Annotated in this window: 20 protein-coding genes; 14 read left to right on the top strand and 6 right to left on the bottom strand. The window is 72.0% G+C overall.

Features of this window, described 5'->3' with window-relative positions:
• Window position 1 precedes the first annotated feature (1 nt).
• The 6 genes from OG711_RS21340 to OG711_RS21320 all read left to right on the top strand — a co-directional run bounded on the left by OG711_RS21340 (window position 2) and on the right by OG711_RS21320 (window position 4,673).
• A complete protein-coding gene (locus OG711_RS21340; protein ID WP_329560068.1) occupies window positions 2-1,327 on the top strand; it encodes a hypothetical protein in 1,326 nt (441 codons plus the stop codon).
• A 493-nt stretch (window positions 1,328-1,820) separates the two neighbouring features.
• Entirely contained in the window at window positions 1,821-2,561 is a 741-nt protein-coding gene (locus OG711_RS21335) for an LmeA family phospholipid-binding protein (RefSeq protein WP_266517369.1), read from the top strand.
• Window positions 2,562-2,775: 214 nt separating this feature from the next.
• Entirely contained in the window at window positions 2,776-2,883 is a 108-nt protein-coding gene (locus tag OG711_RS39170; RefSeq protein WP_353961799.1) for a putative leader peptide, read from the top strand.
• 200 nt (window positions 2,884-3,083) lie between these two features.
• Complete coding sequence (locus OG711_RS21330; protein ID WP_073796083.1) at window positions 3,084-3,923, top strand: sulfurtransferase; 840 nt, start codon at window positions 3,084-3,086, stop codon at window positions 3,921-3,923.
• A 36-nt stretch (window positions 3,924-3,959) separates the two neighbouring features.
• The gene (locus OG711_RS21325; RefSeq protein WP_073796085.1) at window positions 3,960-4,247 is read left to right on the top strand and encodes a DUF1416 domain-containing protein; all 288 of its coding nucleotides are present in this window, start codon (window positions 3,960-3,962) and stop codon (window positions 4,245-4,247) included.
• 174 nt (window positions 4,248-4,421) lie between these two features.
• On the top strand, window positions 4,422-4,673 hold the full coding sequence (locus OG711_RS21320; protein ID WP_073796087.1) for a DUF3099 domain-containing protein: 252 nt from the start codon (window positions 4,422-4,424) through the stop codon (window positions 4,671-4,673).
• A gap of 29 nt (window positions 4,674-4,702) precedes the next feature.
• Here the strand turns inward: OG711_RS21320 and OG711_RS21315 are convergent, their stop codons facing one another.
• On the bottom strand, window positions 4,703-5,065 hold the full coding sequence (locus OG711_RS21315; protein ID WP_329560067.1) for a DsrE family protein: 363 nt from the start codon (window positions 5,063-5,065) through the stop codon (window positions 4,703-4,705).
• Window positions 5,066-5,345: 280 nt separating this feature from the next.
• Between OG711_RS21315 and OG711_RS21310 the strand changes: the two genes are divergently transcribed.
• The 3 genes from OG711_RS21310 (at window position 5,346) to ygfZ (ending at window position 7,567) form a co-directional block, all read left to right on the top strand.
• Entirely contained in the window at window positions 5,346-5,918 is a 573-nt protein-coding gene (locus OG711_RS21310) for an FABP family protein (RefSeq protein WP_073796089.1), read from the top strand.
• Window positions 5,919-6,060: 142 nt separating this feature from the next.
• Window positions 6,061-6,561 (top strand): Fur family transcriptional regulator, encoded by a 501-nt coding sequence (locus OG711_RS21305; protein WP_329560066.1) that lies wholly within the window; start codon window positions 6,061-6,063, stop codon window positions 6,559-6,561.
• Between the two features lie 34 nt (window positions 6,562-6,595).
• The gene (gene ygfZ / locus OG711_RS21300) at window positions 6,596-7,567 is read left to right on the top strand and encodes a CAF17-like 4Fe-4S cluster assembly/insertion protein YgfZ (RefSeq protein ID WP_266517386.1); all 972 of its coding nucleotides are present in this window, start codon (window positions 6,596-6,598) and stop codon (window positions 7,565-7,567) included.
• Between the two features lie 46 nt (window positions 7,568-7,613).
• On the opposite strand, the gene dtd is transcribed toward ygfZ, so the two are convergent.
• A complete protein-coding gene (gene dtd, locus OG711_RS21295; RefSeq protein ID WP_073796093.1) occupies window positions 7,614-8,039 on the bottom strand; it encodes a D-aminoacyl-tRNA deacylase in 426 nt (141 codons plus the stop codon).
• 181 nt (window positions 8,040-8,220) lie between these two features.
• Between dtd and OG711_RS21290 the strand changes: the two genes are divergently transcribed.
• On the top strand, window positions 8,221-8,856 hold the full coding sequence (locus tag OG711_RS21290; protein WP_073796095.1) for an RsiG family protein: 636 nt from the start codon (window positions 8,221-8,223) through the stop codon (window positions 8,854-8,856).
• Between the two features lie 62 nt (window positions 8,857-8,918).
• Window positions 8,919-9,920 (top strand): asparaginase, encoded by a 1,002-nt coding sequence (locus tag OG711_RS21285; RefSeq protein ID WP_329560065.1) that lies wholly within the window; start codon window positions 8,919-8,921, stop codon window positions 9,918-9,920.
• Between the two features lie 728 nt (window positions 9,921-10,648).
• Here OG711_RS21285 and OG711_RS21280 read toward each other — a convergent pair.
• Together OG711_RS21280 and OG711_RS21275 are read right to left on the bottom strand one after the other, a co-directional pair.
• Entirely contained in the window at window positions 10,649-11,647 is a 999-nt protein-coding gene (locus OG711_RS21280) for an inorganic phosphate transporter (protein WP_073796099.1), read from the bottom strand.
• Window positions 11,648-11,653: 6 nt separating this feature from the next.
• Window positions 11,654-12,274 (bottom strand): DUF47 domain-containing protein, encoded by a 621-nt coding sequence (locus OG711_RS21275; RefSeq protein WP_073796101.1) that lies wholly within the window; start codon window positions 12,272-12,274, stop codon window positions 11,654-11,656.
• Window positions 12,275-12,492: 218 nt separating this feature from the next.
• Here OG711_RS21275 and OG711_RS21270 point away from each other — a divergent pair, with 218 nt between their 5' ends.
• Window positions 12,493-12,879: a metal-sensitive transcriptional regulator gene (locus tag OG711_RS21270; protein ID WP_073796103.1), complete on the top strand. Its 387-nt coding sequence runs from the start codon at window positions 12,493-12,495 to the stop codon at window positions 12,877-12,879.
• 110 nt (window positions 12,880-12,989) lie between these two features.
• Here OG711_RS21270 and OG711_RS21265 read toward each other — a convergent pair whose 3' ends face one another.
• Both OG711_RS21265 and OG711_RS21260 read right to left on the bottom strand, forming a co-directional pair.
• On the bottom strand, window positions 12,990-13,169 hold the full coding sequence (locus OG711_RS21265; RefSeq protein WP_073796105.1) for a hypothetical protein: 180 nt from the start codon (window positions 13,167-13,169) through the stop codon (window positions 12,990-12,992).
• Window positions 13,170-13,262: 93 nt separating this feature from the next.
• Complete coding sequence (locus OG711_RS21260) at window positions 13,263-14,051, bottom strand: hypothetical protein (protein ID WP_073796153.1); 789 nt, start codon at window positions 14,049-14,051, stop codon at window positions 13,263-13,265.
• Between the two features lie 183 nt (window positions 14,052-14,234).
• Between OG711_RS21260 and OG711_RS21255 the strand changes: the two genes are divergently transcribed.
• Entirely contained in the window at window positions 14,235-14,423 is a 189-nt protein-coding gene (locus OG711_RS21255; protein WP_266517401.1) for a hypothetical protein, read from the top strand.
• Window positions 14,424-14,642: 219 nt separating this feature from the next.
• Window positions 14,643-16,277 (top strand): FAD-dependent oxidoreductase, encoded by a 1,635-nt coding sequence (locus OG711_RS21250; RefSeq protein WP_329560064.1) that lies wholly within the window; start codon window positions 14,643-14,645, stop codon window positions 16,275-16,277.
• The last annotated feature ends 5 nt before the right edge of the window (window positions 16,278-16,282 follow it).

The raw sequence follows: 16,282 nt of genomic DNA, 5'->3' as shown, positions 1-16,282 counted from the left end.
CATGACCAACCAGCCCGACCAGCCGTACGGTACGGACCCCGGATATCCGCAGTCGGGGTACCCGGAGCCGTACGACGAGGGTCCGCAGACCCAGCAGTGGCAGGCCCCGACCTGGGAGACCGAGCTCCAGCCCCCCATCACCGACAGCACCCCGCCGCCCGAGCGGTACGGCGCGCCGCAGGGCTACGGCCCGCCTCCGCAGGAGTACGGCACCGGGTACGGCACCCCGCAGCACGGAACGCAGCAGGGCCAGGGCACCTCACCCCCGTACGGGACACCCCAGCCGTACGGCAACACCGGCCAGTACGACCAGAGCGGCCAGTACGGCAGCACCGGCCAGTACGGGCAGACCGGCCACCCCACCGGCCAGTACGGACAGCAGCAGCCCCAGCCGTACGCGGCCGCCCAGCCCCAGGCACCGGGCCCGATGACCCAGCAGCAGTACCCCGCGCACACCCCCGTGCACACCCCGCCACCCGCACCGGCCCCGGCCATGGACCCGCCCGGGTTCACCGGCACCGGCACAGTCACCGGCGGGGCGAGCACCACCGCCGCGGCCGAGCCCCAGTACGCGACCGCCGCCGACCGGGCCCGCGCGGAGGGCCGACCGCAGATCCTGGAACCGGGACTCCAGCCCGCCGCGGTCACCGCCGTCCTCGCGCTGCTGCTCTCCGGGGCCGCCGCGCTGCACGAGTACGCGACGCTGGTCCCGCTGGTGCTGCTCCAGGCCGTGACCGCCGCGGGGTGGTTCCGGCTCAACGGCATGTGGCCCGCGCGGCAGGGCATCGCGCTGGCGTTCCTCGGCGGCCTCGCGGCGAACGCGGCGCTGCTGGTGGCGGGCCGCGAGAACGCGCCCGCCGCGATCCTCGGCACGCTCGGCGTCTGGGTGCTGCTGTCCATCGTCCTCGGGCTGCGCAGCCACGCGGGACCGGACGAGCGGCTCGCGGGACTGCTGGCCACCGTCGTGTCGTCCGCGCTGGCGGTGATCGGCGCCGGGTATCTGGGCGCGGCGACGGACGCGGTGGTGATCGCGGGTATCGCCGTCGCCGCGGCGGTGCTGGCACGGGCGCTGCCGCTGCCGACCGCCGCGTCGGTGCTGGTCGCGCTGCTCGCGGCGGCGGGTGCGGGGATCGCGGCCGGGCGGTTCTCCGACTGGGGGACCGACGGGGCGCTGCTGGGGCTGGCCGCCGGCGCGTGTGCGCTGATCGGCCACCGGGCGGCGAGCTACGACTACCCGTCGCGGTTCGTCCATATGACGGCGGGAGTGGCCCTCCCCCTGGCGGCGGCGGCCCCCGCGACCTACATCCTCGCCCAGATCCTCCCGTAGCAGCCGCTTGCGCCTCTGAGGTCCGTCCGGCTGGGCGTACTTCGTTCCTGTGCCGTCGTTCGTGGGGTGCGCAGTTCCCCGCGCCCCTTTGGGGCGCACCCGGCCGGTTCTTCGGGTCGGTGCCGGTCGGGATTCTCCGTCCTCGATCCGACACGCTCGGTACGACGTCCAGTGGTCCGACTGAAGAGCATCGGAGTCTGCGAGCAGAGATTCCCGCCCACCCCCTCCCGCAGCCACGCGACTGCGGGAGGAGAAGGGTGAAAAGCAACCCCAGGCGGCTGAGGCGCCCCCAAAGGGGCGCGGGGAACTGCGCGAAACCACCGAGCGACGGCACAGGGACAAGTGCGTCCCGCCGGACAGACCTCGGAAGCGCAAGCGAAGGCGACCCGCACAGGGACAAGCGCGCCCGCCCCGGAAGACCTCGAAAGCGCAAGCGAAGGCGGCCCGTTAGGCTCGCGGCACACGACCAATGCCTCGGGGGGAACCACCGGCCATGCGCGCACTGCGAATACTCCTGATCGTCGCCGTCATCCTCGGCGGCCTGTTCATCGCCGCGGACCGTCTCGCCGTGAACTTCGCCGAGAGCGAGGCCGCCGACCGCATCCGCGCGAACGAGGGGCTGGAGAACACCCCCGATGTGTCGATCAACGGCTTCCCGTTCCTGACCCAGCTCGCGGGCGGCACGCTGGACGAGGTGGAGATCGGGATCAAGGACTTCGACGCCTCCGGCCGGACCGGCGGCGCGGCCTCGACGATCCGGATCGACGAGCTGACCGCCCGGATGTCGGGCGTCGGCTTCACCGGTGACTTCTCCTCCGCGACCGCGGACAGCGCGTCCGGCACGGCCAGGGTCTCGTACCCGGAGCTGCTGAAGGCCGCCCGCGTCGAACCGGTCGAGCTGGGACCGGGGGTGGAGGCCCAGGTCGTGGGGCTGTCGGACGGCGGCAACGGCAAGATCAAGGTCGCGGTCGAGGCGACGGTCATGGGCCGCAAGCTCCCCCAGCCGATCTCCGTGCTCAGCTCGGCGACGGTCCGCGACGGCCAGGTGAAGGTGGACGCGGACTCGCTGCCGGACTTCGGGGTGCCGATCGCGGACGCCAAGATCCGGGAGATCACGGACTTCCAGCAGCGGATCGGGGACCTGCCCGCCGGGATCGAGCTGGACAAGGTCGAGGCCGCCCCCGACGGGGTGGACATCACGGTGAAGGGTTCGGACATCCGGCTCGTCGGGTAGTTCCCCGGCAGCCCCGCCCGGCGGCCCGCATCCGCCCCATGTCCACAGTGCGAGACGACGAAGTCCGTACCGCAGATATGACGCCCCGGACGGGCGGACCCGCGCGCCCGGCCGTCCGTCCGGCGGGTGACTCATTCCCACATCCCGGACGATCCTGTCTCAGGATATGACACAGCGGTGACATGGCGGCCCGGGCCTCCCTACGATCGTCCCCATGCGGTGCTATTTGAGCGGTCTCCGTTCGCGGGGACAGGCGGATCTGACGAAGCGGCGGGCAGTCGACCTGTGCCGCGTCGCCGCCATGCTCTGTCGCACCGTCTGAGCGAGTCCCGTGCGGACCCCACGGCCCCGGTCTCCGACCGCGAGGGCCGGGCGGACCCCGCTTCCGGCGGACCACCGCCCCCCGACCGGCCGGTTTCCCGAGGCCACCCCGGCACCCGGCCCCGGACCACCGGGAGCCGTACCCGCACCCGCCCCGTACGACGTGTCATCCCGCCGCAACTGCCCCGGAGGAGAACGAACATGAGCCGCAGCGACGTCCTGGTAGACGCCGACTGGGTCGAGGCCAACCTCGACAGCCCGAAGGTCGTCATCGTCGAGGTCGACGAGGACACCGCCGCGTACGACAAGAACCACATCAGGAACGCCGTCAAGATCGACTGGCGCACGGACCTCCAGGACCCGGTCCGCCGTGACTTCGTCGACCAGGCCGGCTTCGAGAAGCTCCTCTCCGAGCGCGGCATCGCAGGCGACGACACCGTCGTCCTCTACGGCGGCAACAACAACTGGTTCGCGTCCTACGCCTACTGGTACTTCAAGCTCTACGGTCACCAGTCCGTGAAGCTTCTCGACGGCGGCCGCAAGAAGTGGGAGCTCGACTCCCGCGACCTGGTCACCGAGGTGCCCGCCCGCGCGGCCACCGAGTACAAGGCCAAGGAGCAGGACACCTCGATCCGCGCCTACCGCGACGACGTGATCGCCGCGATCGGCGCCCAGAACCTGGTGGACGTCCGCTCCCCCGACGAGTTCTCCGGCAAGCTCCTCGCCCCGGCCCACCTGCCGCAGGAGCAGTCGCAGCGCCCGGGTCACGTCCCGTCCGCCCGCAACATCCCGTGGTCCAAGAACGCCAACGACGACGGCACCTTCAAGTCGGACGAGCAGCTCACGGCCCTCTACGCCGACGAGCAGGTCGACCTCGCGAAGGACACCATCGCGTACTGCCGCATCGGTGAGCGCTCCGCCCTGACCTGGTTCGTGCTGCACGAGCTGCTGGGCGTGGACAACGTCAAGAACTACGACGGTTCGTGGACCGAGTACGGCTCCCTCGTGGGTGTGCCGATCGAGCTCGGCCCCGCCAAGTAACCGCACCGACCGACAGCCAGTCTGGAGAAGACGCATATGTGTGGAGCGCAGGTCGGCGGCCCCGACGCCTCGACGATCAAGCCCGGTGAGACCACCATCCAGGGCCAGGTGACCCGTGACGGTGAGCCCGTGACCGGCTACGTCCGGCTGCTGGACTCGACCGGCGAGTTCACGGCCGAGGTGCCCACCTCGGCGACCGGTCAGTTCCGCTTCTACGCCGCCGAGGGCACCTGGACCCTCCGCGCGCTGGTGCCCGGCGGCTCCGCCGACCGCACCGTGGTCGCGCAGACCGGCGGACTCGCCGAGGTCGCGATCGCCGTCTGACGACGACGCGCGACAGGACGGCCCGGAGGGCCGTGCCCCAGGGGGTTGGACGCCACTTGACCGGGGGTACGGCCCTCCGGGCGCTTTTCCGGGCCCGTTCCCCCCGACCGGACGGCCCGGCACCGGACCCGTCGCGACAGGGCCCGTGCGGGCGCCCGGTCGTACGCTGGAGGTATGTACGCGCGCAGGCGTCATGTGTACTTCGCCATGATGGGCACGTGCGTGGTGCTCTTCGTCCTGGCGTGGTCGGTGGTGCGCCTGTGGTCCGTACCGGCGGCCGTGGTGATGTGCCTGGTCGCGATGGTCATCCCGCCCATAGCCGCGATCATGGCGAACCGCCGGGGCCCCGACGACCGCTGGTGGGACGACCCCTCCGGCGACCCCCAGTCCGACAAGTGGTGGGACGAACTCGACGGGAAGAAGTGAGCCCCCGGCCCGTCGCCACCCCCGCCCGGCTAGTACACGAGGGCCTGGGTGTCGTCGGCGAGGGACTCCTGGACGAAGACCTGCGCTCCCGCGATCCGCACCCCGTCGATCACATCCGCCGGCGCGATGTCACGCCGGGCCGCGCACTGGGTGCAGAGCGTGAGACTGCCGCCCGCCAGGATGCCCTCGATCAGCTCGGGCAGCGGCGCCGCGTGCGGAAGCTCGAACTCCGCAGCCCGGCCCGGCAGCGCGAACCACGCCGACTCACCCGTCAGCCACATCGACACCTCGACCCCGCTGGCGACGGCCACCACCGCCACCGTGAACGCCTGGGAGCACCGCTCGGGCGAGTCCGCCCCGGCCGTCACCTTGATCACGAGCTTCTTCGCCATGACCGCATCGTAGGCGCGCCCCGCGCCGCCGGTCCCCGCCGGTCCCCGCCGCACGGCCGCCACCCGTCCGCCGACCTCGCCGCGAGCGCCCGGCGCCCGCACACTAAACTGGGCCCGGCTCTGCACCGCTCACCCTTGCCCACCGAGGAGCACCCCGTGGTCATCTTTTTCGAAGCTCTTCTCGTCCTCGTCTGCGTCGGCGTCCTCGCCTTCACCGGACTCGCCGTGAAGAAGCTCTACCAGGGCCAGCGCTGACCCCCACCCAGGAAGCCGATCGCACATGATCCAGATCCCGTCCGACCTGCACAAAGACGTCGTCCCCCTCGTGTTCCTGCTCGGGAACTGGGCGGGCGCGGGCGTCACCGACTTCCCCGGGGCCGAGAAGGCCAACTTCGGCCAGGAGGTCAGCTTCACCCACGACGGGCGGGACTTCCTGGAGTACCACTCCCACACGTGGATCCTGGACAACGACGGCAACAAGGTGAAGCCCCTGGAGTCGGAGTCCGGCTTCTGGCGGATCGACGCCGACCGCAAGGTCGAGGTCACCATGGTCCGCGACGACGGTGTGGTCGAGGTCTGGTACGGCGAGCTCGCCGACAAGAAGCCCCAGATCGACATCGTCACCGACGCCGTCGCCCGTACCGCCGCCTCCGGCCCCTACACCGGCGGCAAGCGCCTGTACGGCTACGTCAAGAGCGACCTCATGTGGGTCGGCGAGAAGCAGACGCCCGACGTCCCGCTGCGCCCCTACATGTCGGCCCACCTCAAGAAGGTCGTCAGCCCCGAGGACGTCGCCGAATGGGCGAAGGACCTGGGCGACCTCCCGGACGACGGCATCGCCTTCTTCAAGTAGCCCGCCAAGCGGTCCGGCCCGCACCGCCCCGACGACGCCCACGGCCCCGGTACCCGTACCGGGGCCGTTCCCGTCGTCCCGCCCGGGGCCGGAAATCCTCCGTCCGGGCCGTGACCGCGCCGCCGCTGCTTACACTGGACGCGTGGTGAGCACCGACTGGAAGACCGATCTGAGGCGCCGCGGATACCGCCTGACGCCGCAGCGTCAGCTGGTGCTGGAGGCTGTCGACACCCTGGAGCACGCGACCCCCGACGACCTCCTGTGCGAGGTGCGCAAGACCGCGTCCGGGATCAACATCTCCACGGTGTACCGGACCCTGGAGCTGCTGGAGGAGCTGGGGCTGGTCAGCCATGCCCACCTCGGGCACGGGGCGCCGACCTACCACCTCGCGGACCGCCACCACCACATCCATCTGGTGTGCCGGGACTGCTCCGGCGTCATCGAGGCGGACGTCACCGTCGCCGGGGAGTTCACCGCCAAGCTGCGGGACACCTTCGGCTTCGAGACCGATATGAAGCACTTCGCGATCTTCGGCCGCTGCGAGCGGTGCGCCCGCGCCCACGCCGGGCAGAGCGCCGCGCAGGACACCGAGCAGAGCGGCGGGAACGGCGGCCGGACCGGCGCAGCCGACGGCGGGGAATGAACCGCGGCGCCCAGGGGTCGTACCCTGAGTGGATATGAAGAGCCCCTTGTTGTCGCTGCCCGGTGCCGTCTCCGCGGAGGGCGTGGACGAAGGCGTCGCGGGCCACTACGGCGATCTGTTCCGCGAACAGCGCTCCCTCGCCGGCGGGACCGGATTCGTCGACCTCTCCCACCGCGGTGTCGTCACCGTCACCGGTGAGGACCGGCTGAGCTGGCTGCATCTGCTGCTCACCCAGCACATGAGCGCGCTGCCGCCCGGCCAGGCCACCGAAGCGCTGATCCTCTCCGCGAACGGCCATATCGAACACGCGCTGTACCTCGTCGACGACGGCACGACCGTATGGGCCCATGTGGAGCCCGGCACCCAGGACGCGCTCGTCGCGTATCTGGAGTCGATGAAGTTCTTCTACCGGGCCGAGGTCGCCGACCGCACCGCCGACACCGCCGTCGTGCATCTGCCCGCCGGTTCCATCGCCCCCGTGCCCGAAGGGGTCGCCGTCCGCGAGACCCCCCACGGCCGCGATCTGTTCCTGCCCCGCGCGGACCTCGCCGCGCTCACCGAGGACGGACGGTACGGGCCCGCGGTCGGCCTTCTCGCGTACGAGGCGCTGCGGGTGGAGGGCCACCGGCCGCGGGTCGGCTTCGAGACCGACCACCGGACCATCCCCCACGAGCTGGGCTGGATCGGGTCCGCCGTGCACCTCCAGAAGGGCTGCTACCGGGGCCAGGAGACCGTGGCCCGGGTGCAGAACCTCGGCAAGCCCCCGCGGCGGCTGGTGTTCCTGCACCTCGACGGCAGCGAGGTGCACCTGCCGCCGCGCGGCACCGAACTGCGGCTCGCCGACGACGGCCCCGACGGACGCAAGCTCGGCTTCGTCACCACCTCCGCCCGCCACCACGAGCTGGGGCCCATCGCCCTCGCGCTGGTCAAGCGGAACGTCCCCGTGGACGCCCGGCTCGTCGCGGACGGCACCGCCGCCGCCCAGGAGACCGTCGTAGAACCCTGAGCCCGCCCGGCGGCAGACACGATGAGTCCCGTGCCCGGCACGGGACTCATACGTCCAGCAGCACCGTGAACGGACCGTCGTTCGTCAGGGACACCCGCATCGCCGCGCCGAAGCGGCCCGTCGCCACCGTCGCGCCCAGGGCCCGCAGCCGCGCCACGACCTCGTCCACCAGCGGCTCCGCGACCTCGCCGGGCGCCGCCGCGTTCCAGGTGGGCCGCCGCCCCTTGCGGGCGTCCCCGTACAGCGTGAACTGGCTGATCACCAGCAGCGGGGCGCCCATGTCCGAGCAGGACCGCTCCTCGCTCAGGACGCGCAGCGTCCACAGCTTGCGGGCCAGCCGCTCCGCCTGCTCGGGCGTGTCTCCATGGGTCACCCCCACCAGGACGCACAGTCCCTCCCCGGCGATCTCCCCGACGGTCACCCCGTCGACGACGACCTCCGCCCCGTCCACCCGCTGCACCACCGCTCGCATGCGCCCCATCATGCCCTCACCCCCCGGCCGCGTGTTCCAGCGCCCATCCGGGGGCACACGCATGCCCCCGAACCCCCCATCCGGGGCCGATCGGGGGCACTCGGTCACATAGCGCCCACTCGGAGTGGCACGATGCTGGTGACGCGGCAGCCCGCGCCGGTCGAGGGGACGGTAAGGACGCATGAGCACACCGAGTACCGGGCAGCAGCAGCCTGTCCCCGTGTCACTGACCCGGACGACCCCGCGGACCAGAAGCGGGGTGAGAGGCGGCACCCGGGGCGGCGCGCGGCCCCCCGCCCAGCGGCTCGCGGGCAACCAGCTCCTCGACCGGCTGCTGCCGGACCCGGACCTGCCCGGCCTGAGCCTGCCCGAGCTGCGCGCGGTACGCCGGGACGCCCAGCGGGACGAGGCCGACCTCAGCTATGTGCGACGGCTGCTCCAGGGCCGGATCGACATCCTGCGCGCCGAACTCGCCCGGCGCCGCGCGCCCAAGGCGCCCGTGGTCGACCGGCTGTCCGAGATCCTCACCGACCAGCCCGCGCGGTACCGCTCGTCCGCCCGGCACCTCACACTGGGCACCCCCCACAACGAGGAGTACCGGCGGCTGGCCGCCGAGATGCTCGGCGAGGTCGAACTGTCCGACCTCGCCGCCCGCACCGACAAGGAGCTGCACGACGCGAAGAGCAGGCTCGTCCAGTACGAGCAGCAGGTCTCCGGGCGCCGGCAGCGGCTCCAGCGGACCGCCGACGGATGCAGCGCGGAGATCACCCGCAGGTACCGTGAAGGCGAAGCGCAAGTAGACGATCTGCTCGCCTGACGCGACGGGCCCGGCGATCCCGGGCCCTCGCGGGGCGGGCCACCGCGGAAGGCCACCCGCCCATGCCCACCAGCACCCCCGGTCCCGGTCCCCAGCCCCGTACACCGGCGGGCGGCGGCGATCCGGCGCCCCCCGTGCTCGCCGAGGTCGTGCGTTCCGGTTTCGTCGAGGGGCGGCACCGCGGGAGCCTCGTCCTGCTGGACCCGGACGGGACGCCCGAGCTGGTGCTCGGCGATGTCACCTCGCCCGTCTTCCCCCGCTCCGCGAACAAGCCGATGCAGGCCGCGGCTGTCCTGCGGGCCGGGCTCCCCCTCGCCGGGGAACGGCTCGCGCTCGCCGCCGCCAGCCACTCCGGCGAATCGTTTCACCTCTCGCTGGTCCGCCTGATGCTGGACGAGTACGGGCTCACCGCCGGGCAGCTCGGGTGCCCACCGGACCTGCCGCTGGACCCGGTGGAGGCCGAGGCGTATCTGGCGGCCGGGGGTGTCCGTGAGCGGATCACCATGAACTGCTCCGGCAAGCACACGGCGATGCTCGCGGCCTGTCTGCGCCGCGGCTGGCCCCTCGACTCCTATCTCGACCCCGCGCACCCCCTCCAGCTGCTGGTACGGGAGACGGTCGAGACGGCCGCGGGCGAGCGGGTCGCGGTGAGCGGTACGGACGGGTGCGGGGCGCCGTTGCTCGCGCTGTCCCTGACGGGGCTGGCGCGGGCGTTCCGGGCGTTCGCCGGGGCCGGCGAGGGGTCGGCGGAGCGGGCGGTGGCCGACGCGATGCGGGCGCACCCGGAGTATGTCGCCGGGACGCGGCGGGCCGACACCTGGCTGATGCGGGCGGTGCCCGGGGCGCTCGCGAAGATGGGCGCGGAGGCGGTTCAGGCCGTCGCGTTGCCCTGCGGGCGGGCGCTGGCGTTCAAGATCGAGGACGGTGGGGGGCGGGCTGTGGGGCCCGTGCTCTCGCGTGCGCTGTCGATGGCGGGCGTACGGGACGCGGTGCTCGACCTTGTCGGTTCGGCCCCCCTCATGGGCGGCCCGGTCCCGGTCGGCGAGGTACGCGCGGCGTTCTGAGGTCCGTCCGGCTGAACGTACTTCGTTGCTGTGCGGGCCGCCTTCGCTTGCGCTTCCCAGGTCTGTCCGGCTGGACGTACTTCATTCCTGTGCCGTCGCTCGTCGTTTTCGCGCAGTTCCCCGCGGGTCGCCTTCGCTTGCGCTTCCCAGGTCCGTCCGGCGGGACGTACTTGTCCCTGTGCCGTCGCCCGTCGTTTTCGCGCAGTTCCCCGCGCCCCTTTGGGGCGCGTTCTGCCGTCTTTCGGGTCGGTGCCGGTCGGGATTCTCCGTCCTCGATCCGACACGCTCGGCACGACGTCCAGCGGAGCTACTGAAGAGCATCGGAGTCTGCGAGCAGAGATTCCCGCCCACCCCCTCCCGCAGCAGCGCGACTGCGCGAGGAGAGGAGTGCCCCTTAAGGGGCGCGGGGAACTGCGCAAAAACGAGGGCCAACCCGCACCCGAAGAGCGACCGCAAGAGGGCAGCACCTCAGGGGCGCGGGGAACTGCGCGAGCAACCAAGGACCACCCGCAGCCGAACAGGAACCGCAAGGGGCGCAACCCAGGGGCGCGGGGAACTGCGCACCCACGTCCGACCCGCACGGGAACAAGTACATCCAGCCGGACAGACCTCGGAAGCGCAAGCGAAGGCGGCCTGCGGGGAACTGCGCACCCCCGTCCGACCCGCACGGAAACAGGTACGCCCAGCCGGACAGACCTCGGGGTGACCCGGGGCCCGGGGGAGGACACTCAGCCGAAGGTGAGTTGGATCAGCCAGAAGCTCAGGGCTGCCGCCACCGCAGCGGCCGGCATCGTGATGAACCAGCCGAGAACGATGTTCTTGGCCACCCCCCACCGCACCGCCTTGACCCGCTTCGTCGCCCCCACACCCATGATCGCGGACGTGATCACATGCGTCGTGGAGATCGGCGCGTGGAACAGGAACGCGGACCCGAACATGATCGACGCCCCCGTCGTCTCCGCCGCGAACCCCTGCGGCGGATCCAGCTCGATGATCTTCCGCCCCAGCGTCCGCATGATCCGCCACCCGCCGGCGTACGTACCGAGCGACAGCATCACCGCACAGGCGATCTTCACCCAGACCGGGATCTCGTCACCGGAGTCCTGGACATCGGCGATGACGAGGGCCATCACGACGATGCCCATCGTCTTCTGCGCGTCCTGGAGCCCGTGCCCGAGGGCCATCCCCGCCGCGGAGACGGTCTGCGCGATCCGGAAGCCCCGCTTCGTCTTGTGGGGGTTCGACTTGCGGAACATCCACAGGATCGCGCACATCACGAGGTAGCCGACGATCAGGCCGACGACCGGCGACACGAACATCGGGATGACGATCTTGTCCAGGACCCCGGACCAGATGACCTCCGTGCCCCCGGCGAGCGCCGCGCCGACCATCCCGCCGAACAGCGCGTGGGACGAGGACGACGGCAGCCCCAGGTACCAGGTCACCAGGTTCCAGATGATCGCCCCGACCAGCGCGGCGAAGAGGATGCCCATGCCCTTGCTGCCGTGCGGGGTCTCGATCAGCCCCTCGCTGACCGTCTTGGCGACCCCGCTGCCGAGGAACGCGCCGATCAGGTTCATCACCGCGGCCATCGCCAGCGCGGCCTTGGGCGTCAGCGCCCGGGTGGAGACGGAGGTGGCGATCGCGTTCGCCGAGTCGTGGAACCCGTTGGTGTACGTGAAGAGGAGCGCGACCCCGATGGTCACGACCAGTGCGAAGGTGTCCACGAAGGGTCAGGACTCCTTGACGGCGATGGTCTCCACCGTGTTCGCCACATGCTCGAACGCGTCGGCGGCCTCTTCCAGCACATCGACGATCTGCTTCAGCTTCAGCACCTCGATGGCGTCGTACTTGCCGTTGAAGAGGTGCGCGAGGAGCTTGCGGTGGATCTGGTCGGCCTGGTTCTCCAGCCGGTTGACCTCGATCCAGTACTCCGTGAGGTTCTCCATCGTGCGCAGATGCGGCATCGCCTCGGCCGTCAGATCGGCCGCCCGCGCCAGCACCTCGATCTGCTGCTCGACGCCCTTCGGCAGTTCCTCGACCTGGTAGAGGACGACGAGGTCGACGGCCTCCTCCATGAAGTCCATGATGTCGTCGAGGGAGGACGCGAGGGTGTAGATGTCCTCGCGGTCGAAGGGCGTGATGAAGGAGGAGTTCAGCTGGTGGAAGATGGCGTGTGTGGCGTCGTCCCCGGCGTGCTCGGCCGCCCGCATCCGTTCCGCGATCTCGGCCCGGCCGGACGCGTCGGCCCCGAGCAGTTCCATCAGGAGCTTCGAGCCGGTGACGATGTTGTCCGCGGACGCGGCGAACATGTCGTAGAAGCTCGTCTCCCTGGGGGTCAGACGAAAACGCACGTGGGGTCCTCGGGATGCTGTGGTTTCGGTCAGGCTGATGCTAGGCGCATCATCCAGTCACGGCTAACCGGCGTTCCACCAGTGTCGCTCATGGGGCAGCGCGTACGGCACCGGGTCCGGCCTACCATCCCGTACCCAGGAAAGTTCGGTATCATATACCCACCAGGGGTATGCATCTACGTGGATGCCCCTTATTGCGGCGACAAACGGAGGACGCGATGACGAGCACCGAGACGGACTCGACGGCGACAGGCGCGTGCTGCTCCGGTTCCGGCACGGCGGTCGAGGGGTCCACCGAAGTGATCACCGATCACGATCTCGGCATCCACGGCTACCACAAGGAGAAGAGCGAGCACCTCAAGCGGCTGCGGCGCATCGAGGGCCAGGTCCGCGGCCTTCAGCGGATGGTCGACGAGGATGTCTACTGCATCGACATCCTCACGCAGGTGTCCGCGTCCACCAAGGCGCTCCAGTCCTTCGCGCTCCAGCTGCTGGAGGAGCATCTGCGCCACTGTGTCGCCGACGCGGCCCTCAAGGGCGGCTCCGAGATCGACGAGAAGGTCGAGGAAGCCACCAAGGCCATCGCCCGCATGCTGCGCACCTGAACCGCCCGCCTCCCCCCGCGCCCGTCAAGGAGCGCGGGGAGGGGAGCGAAACGGCCGCGCGCCCTCACCGGATCACCGCACGGGCCGCGCGAGCTGCGCGCGGCCCCGGGTCATACGTAAGGCTCGCCGTCCGGCAGGACATGGACACGGAGCACCTCGTCGATGAGGTCGGGACTCAGCCGCTCCTCCCGCGACGCGCTCGCCGCGATCATCAAGTCGCCGCACAGCTCGATCTCGGCGAGGGCGACGTGGTCCTGCACGGCCGTACCACTGGACGGAGCCACCCACATCACCTCTTCCTGGCCGCCACCGACTTCCTAGAGTAGGCAGCGACTACACACCGCGCATGGCACGGACGGACCATTTCCGACCCGCCCTCCCGACTACGCCTCGTCCGCGATCCTCCCCGCGTAGATGTCCCCCTCCGCCGGCAACCGCACCTCGACCGGCACCCCGAACGCGAACAGCAGCGTCGTCGACGCGACGGCGACCGCTCCCTCACGGTGGTCGTTCACAAAGCTGAACCGGTGCCGCACCTTGCGTACCCTTCCCCGTTCGTCGAGATACACGTCGAACGGGACGGCGGTCGTGGAGAACCCTTTCGCCGCCGCCGCGAGCGCCCGCCGGGTGTCACCCGACGAGAAGCGCGCCGCGCGCGCCAGGTCCGTGGTCCCCCGGTAGTGCCGTACGGCGGTCCCCGCGACCCGGCCCGGCCCCTCGTACGTCACCGTCCGGGCGCCGCGCAGCAGTTCGGCGGCGGCCAGTGGATCGGTGGCACCGCCGGTGACGAGGTTCCCGTCGGAGACCGACGCGGTGTCGACCCGTACCCACTTGTCGGCGGGGACCCCCGCGCCCCGGTTGCGCATGTACAGCGCGCCCGGCGCGAGCAGTTCGGTGATCGGCGGCCGGCGGGTGGTGCCCGTGGGGCCCGGGGGCAGTACCAGCTTGAGCCGGCCGACGCGGCGGCCGTAGTCGTAGACGCCCTCCCCGCGGATGGTGACGCGGGTGCCGCCGGTCGCCATCTCCATCGCGGTCCGGGCCTTGGAGGTGCCCGCGCGGACGAGTTCGGCGGCGGCCCGGTGCACCGCGTCGAGCGGCTCCGGCACGGGCGGCGGCTCGGCGGCGGCGTCGTCCCCGGCGCACCCGGCGGTTCCCGTCAGCAGCCCCGCCATGGCGGCGGCCACGACCAGCGTGCCGCCCGTCCGTCTGTGCTGTCGCACCACCGCCGACCCCCAAGCCTGTCGATACGAGTCAGGGCCCTGTTGTTCCCCCTAACGACCGGTACGGGCGCCCGTCACGCCCCCGGTCCGCCCCGGGCGCGCGTGGGGTGGACGGGTGGGGGCTACCGTGGAGTGGTGGCGTACGAGCTGGACCTGAGCGAAGTCCCCGACCTCGGCGTCGGGGGCCACCGCACGACCACCGCGGAGCAGGGGCGGTTCGTCGGCGCGCGGTGCGACTGCGGCTGGCGGGGACCCGCGCGGCGGGCCCGCAGCAGGGCGCGGTCCGACGCGCAGGAGCACCAGGGCGACCCCGCGGGCCGCTGATCGGTTTCGCCGGTCCCGTCCGGTGCCCGGGGCTTCACGGGTGAGCGTTCCCCTGTCCCATGCGGGTTGTCCGTGGGTGTGTGTCCCCCGTGCCCCCGAGGTTTTCGCCGGTGGCGCCTCACCTCCCGTGCCGCGGGGGATACACATGGGGTACGGGCCGCGGGTCGACGGCATGCTTGGGGCGTGCCGCCCGCGGGGGCGGTCCTGGGGGAGACGGACATGGAACGTCGGGGATTCATCGGTGCGGGGCTGGGGGTCACGGTCGTGGCCGGGGTGACCGCGTGCGGGGGTGGGGGCGGGGACGGGGGCGCCGCGTCGTCGCCGTCGCGCTCACCTTCGTCCTCGCCTTCGCCTTCGCCGGGCGGGACGGGGGGCGCGGGTGCCTCGGGTACGGGGCCGGGCGCGGAACCCGGGGGCGGGCCCTCCGTCGCGCCGTCCAGGGCGGTGGCCCGTGGGTGGGGGGACCTGGCGCGGGATCTCGACGGCAGCCTCGTCCGGCCCGGGGACCAGGACTGGGGAACCGCCCGGCTGCTGTACAACACCCGCTTCGACTCGCTGCGGCCCGCCGCCGTCGCGTACACCGCCCACGCCGACGACGTCCGTACCGTGCTCGCCTACGCGCGGGCCCGCCGGGTGCCGGTGGCGATCCGCAACGGCGGCCACTCGTACGCGGGCTGGTCCTCGGGCGACGGACGGCTGATCGTCGATGTGTCACCGATGTCGGCGATCCGCGCCGACGGCGACAGCGCCGTCGTGGGGGCCGGGGCGAAACTGATCGATGTGTACCGGGCGCTGGCCGGACGGGGCGTGACCATACCCGCCGGTTCCTGTCCGACCGTGGGGATCTCCGGGCTCACCCTCGGCGGCGGCCACGGCGTGGTGTCCCGCGCGTACGGGCTGACCTGCGACCACCTCACGGGGGCCACCGTGATCACCGCCGACGGCCGGCGGCGGGTGGCGGACGCGCGGGAGAACAGCGAACTGTTCTGGGCGCTGCGCGGCGCGGGCAACGGCAACTTCGGTGTCGTCACGGAGCTCCGCTTCCGGACCCGCCCCGCGCCGCGCGCGGTCACCGGGTACATGAGCTGGCCGTGGAGCCGGGCGGCGGCCGTGGTGCGTGCCTGGCAGGAGTGGGGGCCCGCCCAGCCCGACGAGATCTGGTCGGTGGTCCATCTGTCCCGCTCCCCCGGCGGCTCCCCGACGGTCACCGTGAGCTGCTTCTCGCTCGGCACGTACGGCGATCTCCAGAACGCCGTGGACCGGCTGGCGGACCGGATCGGGGCCTCCGCGAGCCGGGTCACCCTGCGGCGGCGCTCGTACGAGGAGGCGATGGAGGTCTACGCGGGCTGCGCCGGATTCGGTGACGACGACCGCTGCCGTCTGCCGGGGTCCACCCCCGGCCGTTCGCCCGAGGGGGCACTGGGCCGGGAGACGTACGCGGCGCGCTCCGACTTCTTCGACCGTCCGCTGTCCGAGGAGGGCGTGCGGGCGCTGATCGGCGGGATCGAGGGGGTGCGCGGCGGGCCGGGCACCGTCTCGCTGACCGCGCTGGGCGGGGCCGTCAACCGGGTCGCGCCGACCGCGACGGCCTTTGTGCACCGGCGGTCCCGGACCCTGGCCCAGTACACGGTGGCCTGGCCGTCCGGTACGGGAGGCGCGGCGGCCCGGGAGTGGCTCGGGCGGACGCACGGCGCGATGCGGCGCCATGCCTCGGGCGCCGCCTACCAGAACTACACCGACCCGTCGCTGACCGGCTGGCGGGGCGCCTACTACGGCGCGGCGGCGGCCCGGCTGCGGGCGGTGAAACGGCGGTACGACCCGTCGGGCTTCTTCACCTTCCCGCAGTCGCTGTGAGGCGC

This window comes from Streptomyces uncialis, from assembly GCF_036250755.1.
In the GTDB taxonomy this organism is placed as follows: Bacteria; Actinomycetota; Actinomycetes; order Streptomycetales; family Streptomycetaceae; genus Streptomyces; species Streptomyces uncialis.
Note: the sequence above shows the minus strand (reverse complement) of the source record. Positions and strands in the feature narration are given on the sequence as shown.

What these genes read in the sequence shown, in the direction of transcription:
- OG711_RS21270 (WP_073796103.1), top strand. Translation starts at nt 12,493, where the DNA reads ATGACGAGCACCGAGACGGACTCGACGGCGACAGGCGCGTGCTGCTCC.
- ygfZ (WP_266517386.1), top strand. Translation starts at nt 6,596, where the DNA reads ATGAAGAGCCCCTTGTTGTCGCTGCCCGGTGCCGTCTCCGCGGAGGGC.
- OG711_RS21310 (WP_073796089.1), top strand. Translation starts at nt 5,346, where the DNA reads ATGATCCAGATCCCGTCCGACCTGCACAAAGACGTCGTCCCCCTCGTG.
- OG711_RS21290 (WP_073796095.1), top strand. Translation starts at nt 8,221, where the DNA reads ATGAGCACACCGAGTACCGGGCAGCAGCAGCCTGTCCCCGTGTCACTG.
- OG711_RS21315 (WP_329560067.1), bottom strand. Translation starts at nt 5,065, where the DNA reads ATGGCGAAGAAGCTCGTGATCAAGGTGACGGCCGGGGCGGACTCGCCC.
- OG711_RS21265 (WP_073796105.1), bottom strand. Translation starts at nt 13,169, where the DNA reads ATGTGGGTGGCTCCGTCCAGTGGTACGGCCGTGCAGGACCACGTCGCC.
- OG711_RS21340 (WP_329560068.1), top strand. Translation starts at nt 2, where the DNA reads ATGACCAACCAGCCCGACCAGCCGTACGGTACGGACCCCGGATATCCG.
- OG711_RS21260 (WP_073796153.1), bottom strand. Translation starts at nt 14,051, where the DNA reads ATGGCGGGGCTGCTGACGGGAACCGCCGGGTGCGCCGGGGACGACGCC.
- OG711_RS21285 (WP_329560065.1), top strand. Translation starts at nt 8,919, where the DNA reads ATGCCCACCAGCACCCCCGGTCCCGGTCCCCAGCCCCGTACACCGGCG.
- OG711_RS21325 (WP_073796085.1), top strand. Translation starts at nt 3,960, where the DNA reads ATGTGTGGAGCGCAGGTCGGCGGCCCCGACGCCTCGACGATCAAGCCC.
- OG711_RS39170 (WP_353961799.1), top strand. Translation starts at nt 2,776, where the DNA reads ATGCGGTGCTATTTGAGCGGTCTCCGTTCGCGGGGACAGGCGGATCTG.
- OG711_RS21320 (WP_073796087.1), top strand. Translation starts at nt 4,422, where the DNA reads ATGTACGCGCGCAGGCGTCATGTGTACTTCGCCATGATGGGCACGTGC.
- OG711_RS21335 (WP_266517369.1), top strand. Translation starts at nt 1,821, where the DNA reads ATGCGCGCACTGCGAATACTCCTGATCGTCGCCGTCATCCTCGGCGGC.
- OG711_RS21330 (WP_073796083.1), top strand. Translation starts at nt 3,084, where the DNA reads ATGAGCCGCAGCGACGTCCTGGTAGACGCCGACTGGGTCGAGGCCAAC.
- dtd (WP_073796093.1), bottom strand. Translation starts at nt 8,039, where the DNA reads ATGCGAGCGGTGGTGCAGCGGGTGGACGGGGCGGAGGTCGTCGTCGAC.
- OG711_RS21250 (WP_329560064.1), top strand. Translation starts at nt 14,643, where the DNA reads ATGGAACGTCGGGGATTCATCGGTGCGGGGCTGGGGGTCACGGTCGTG.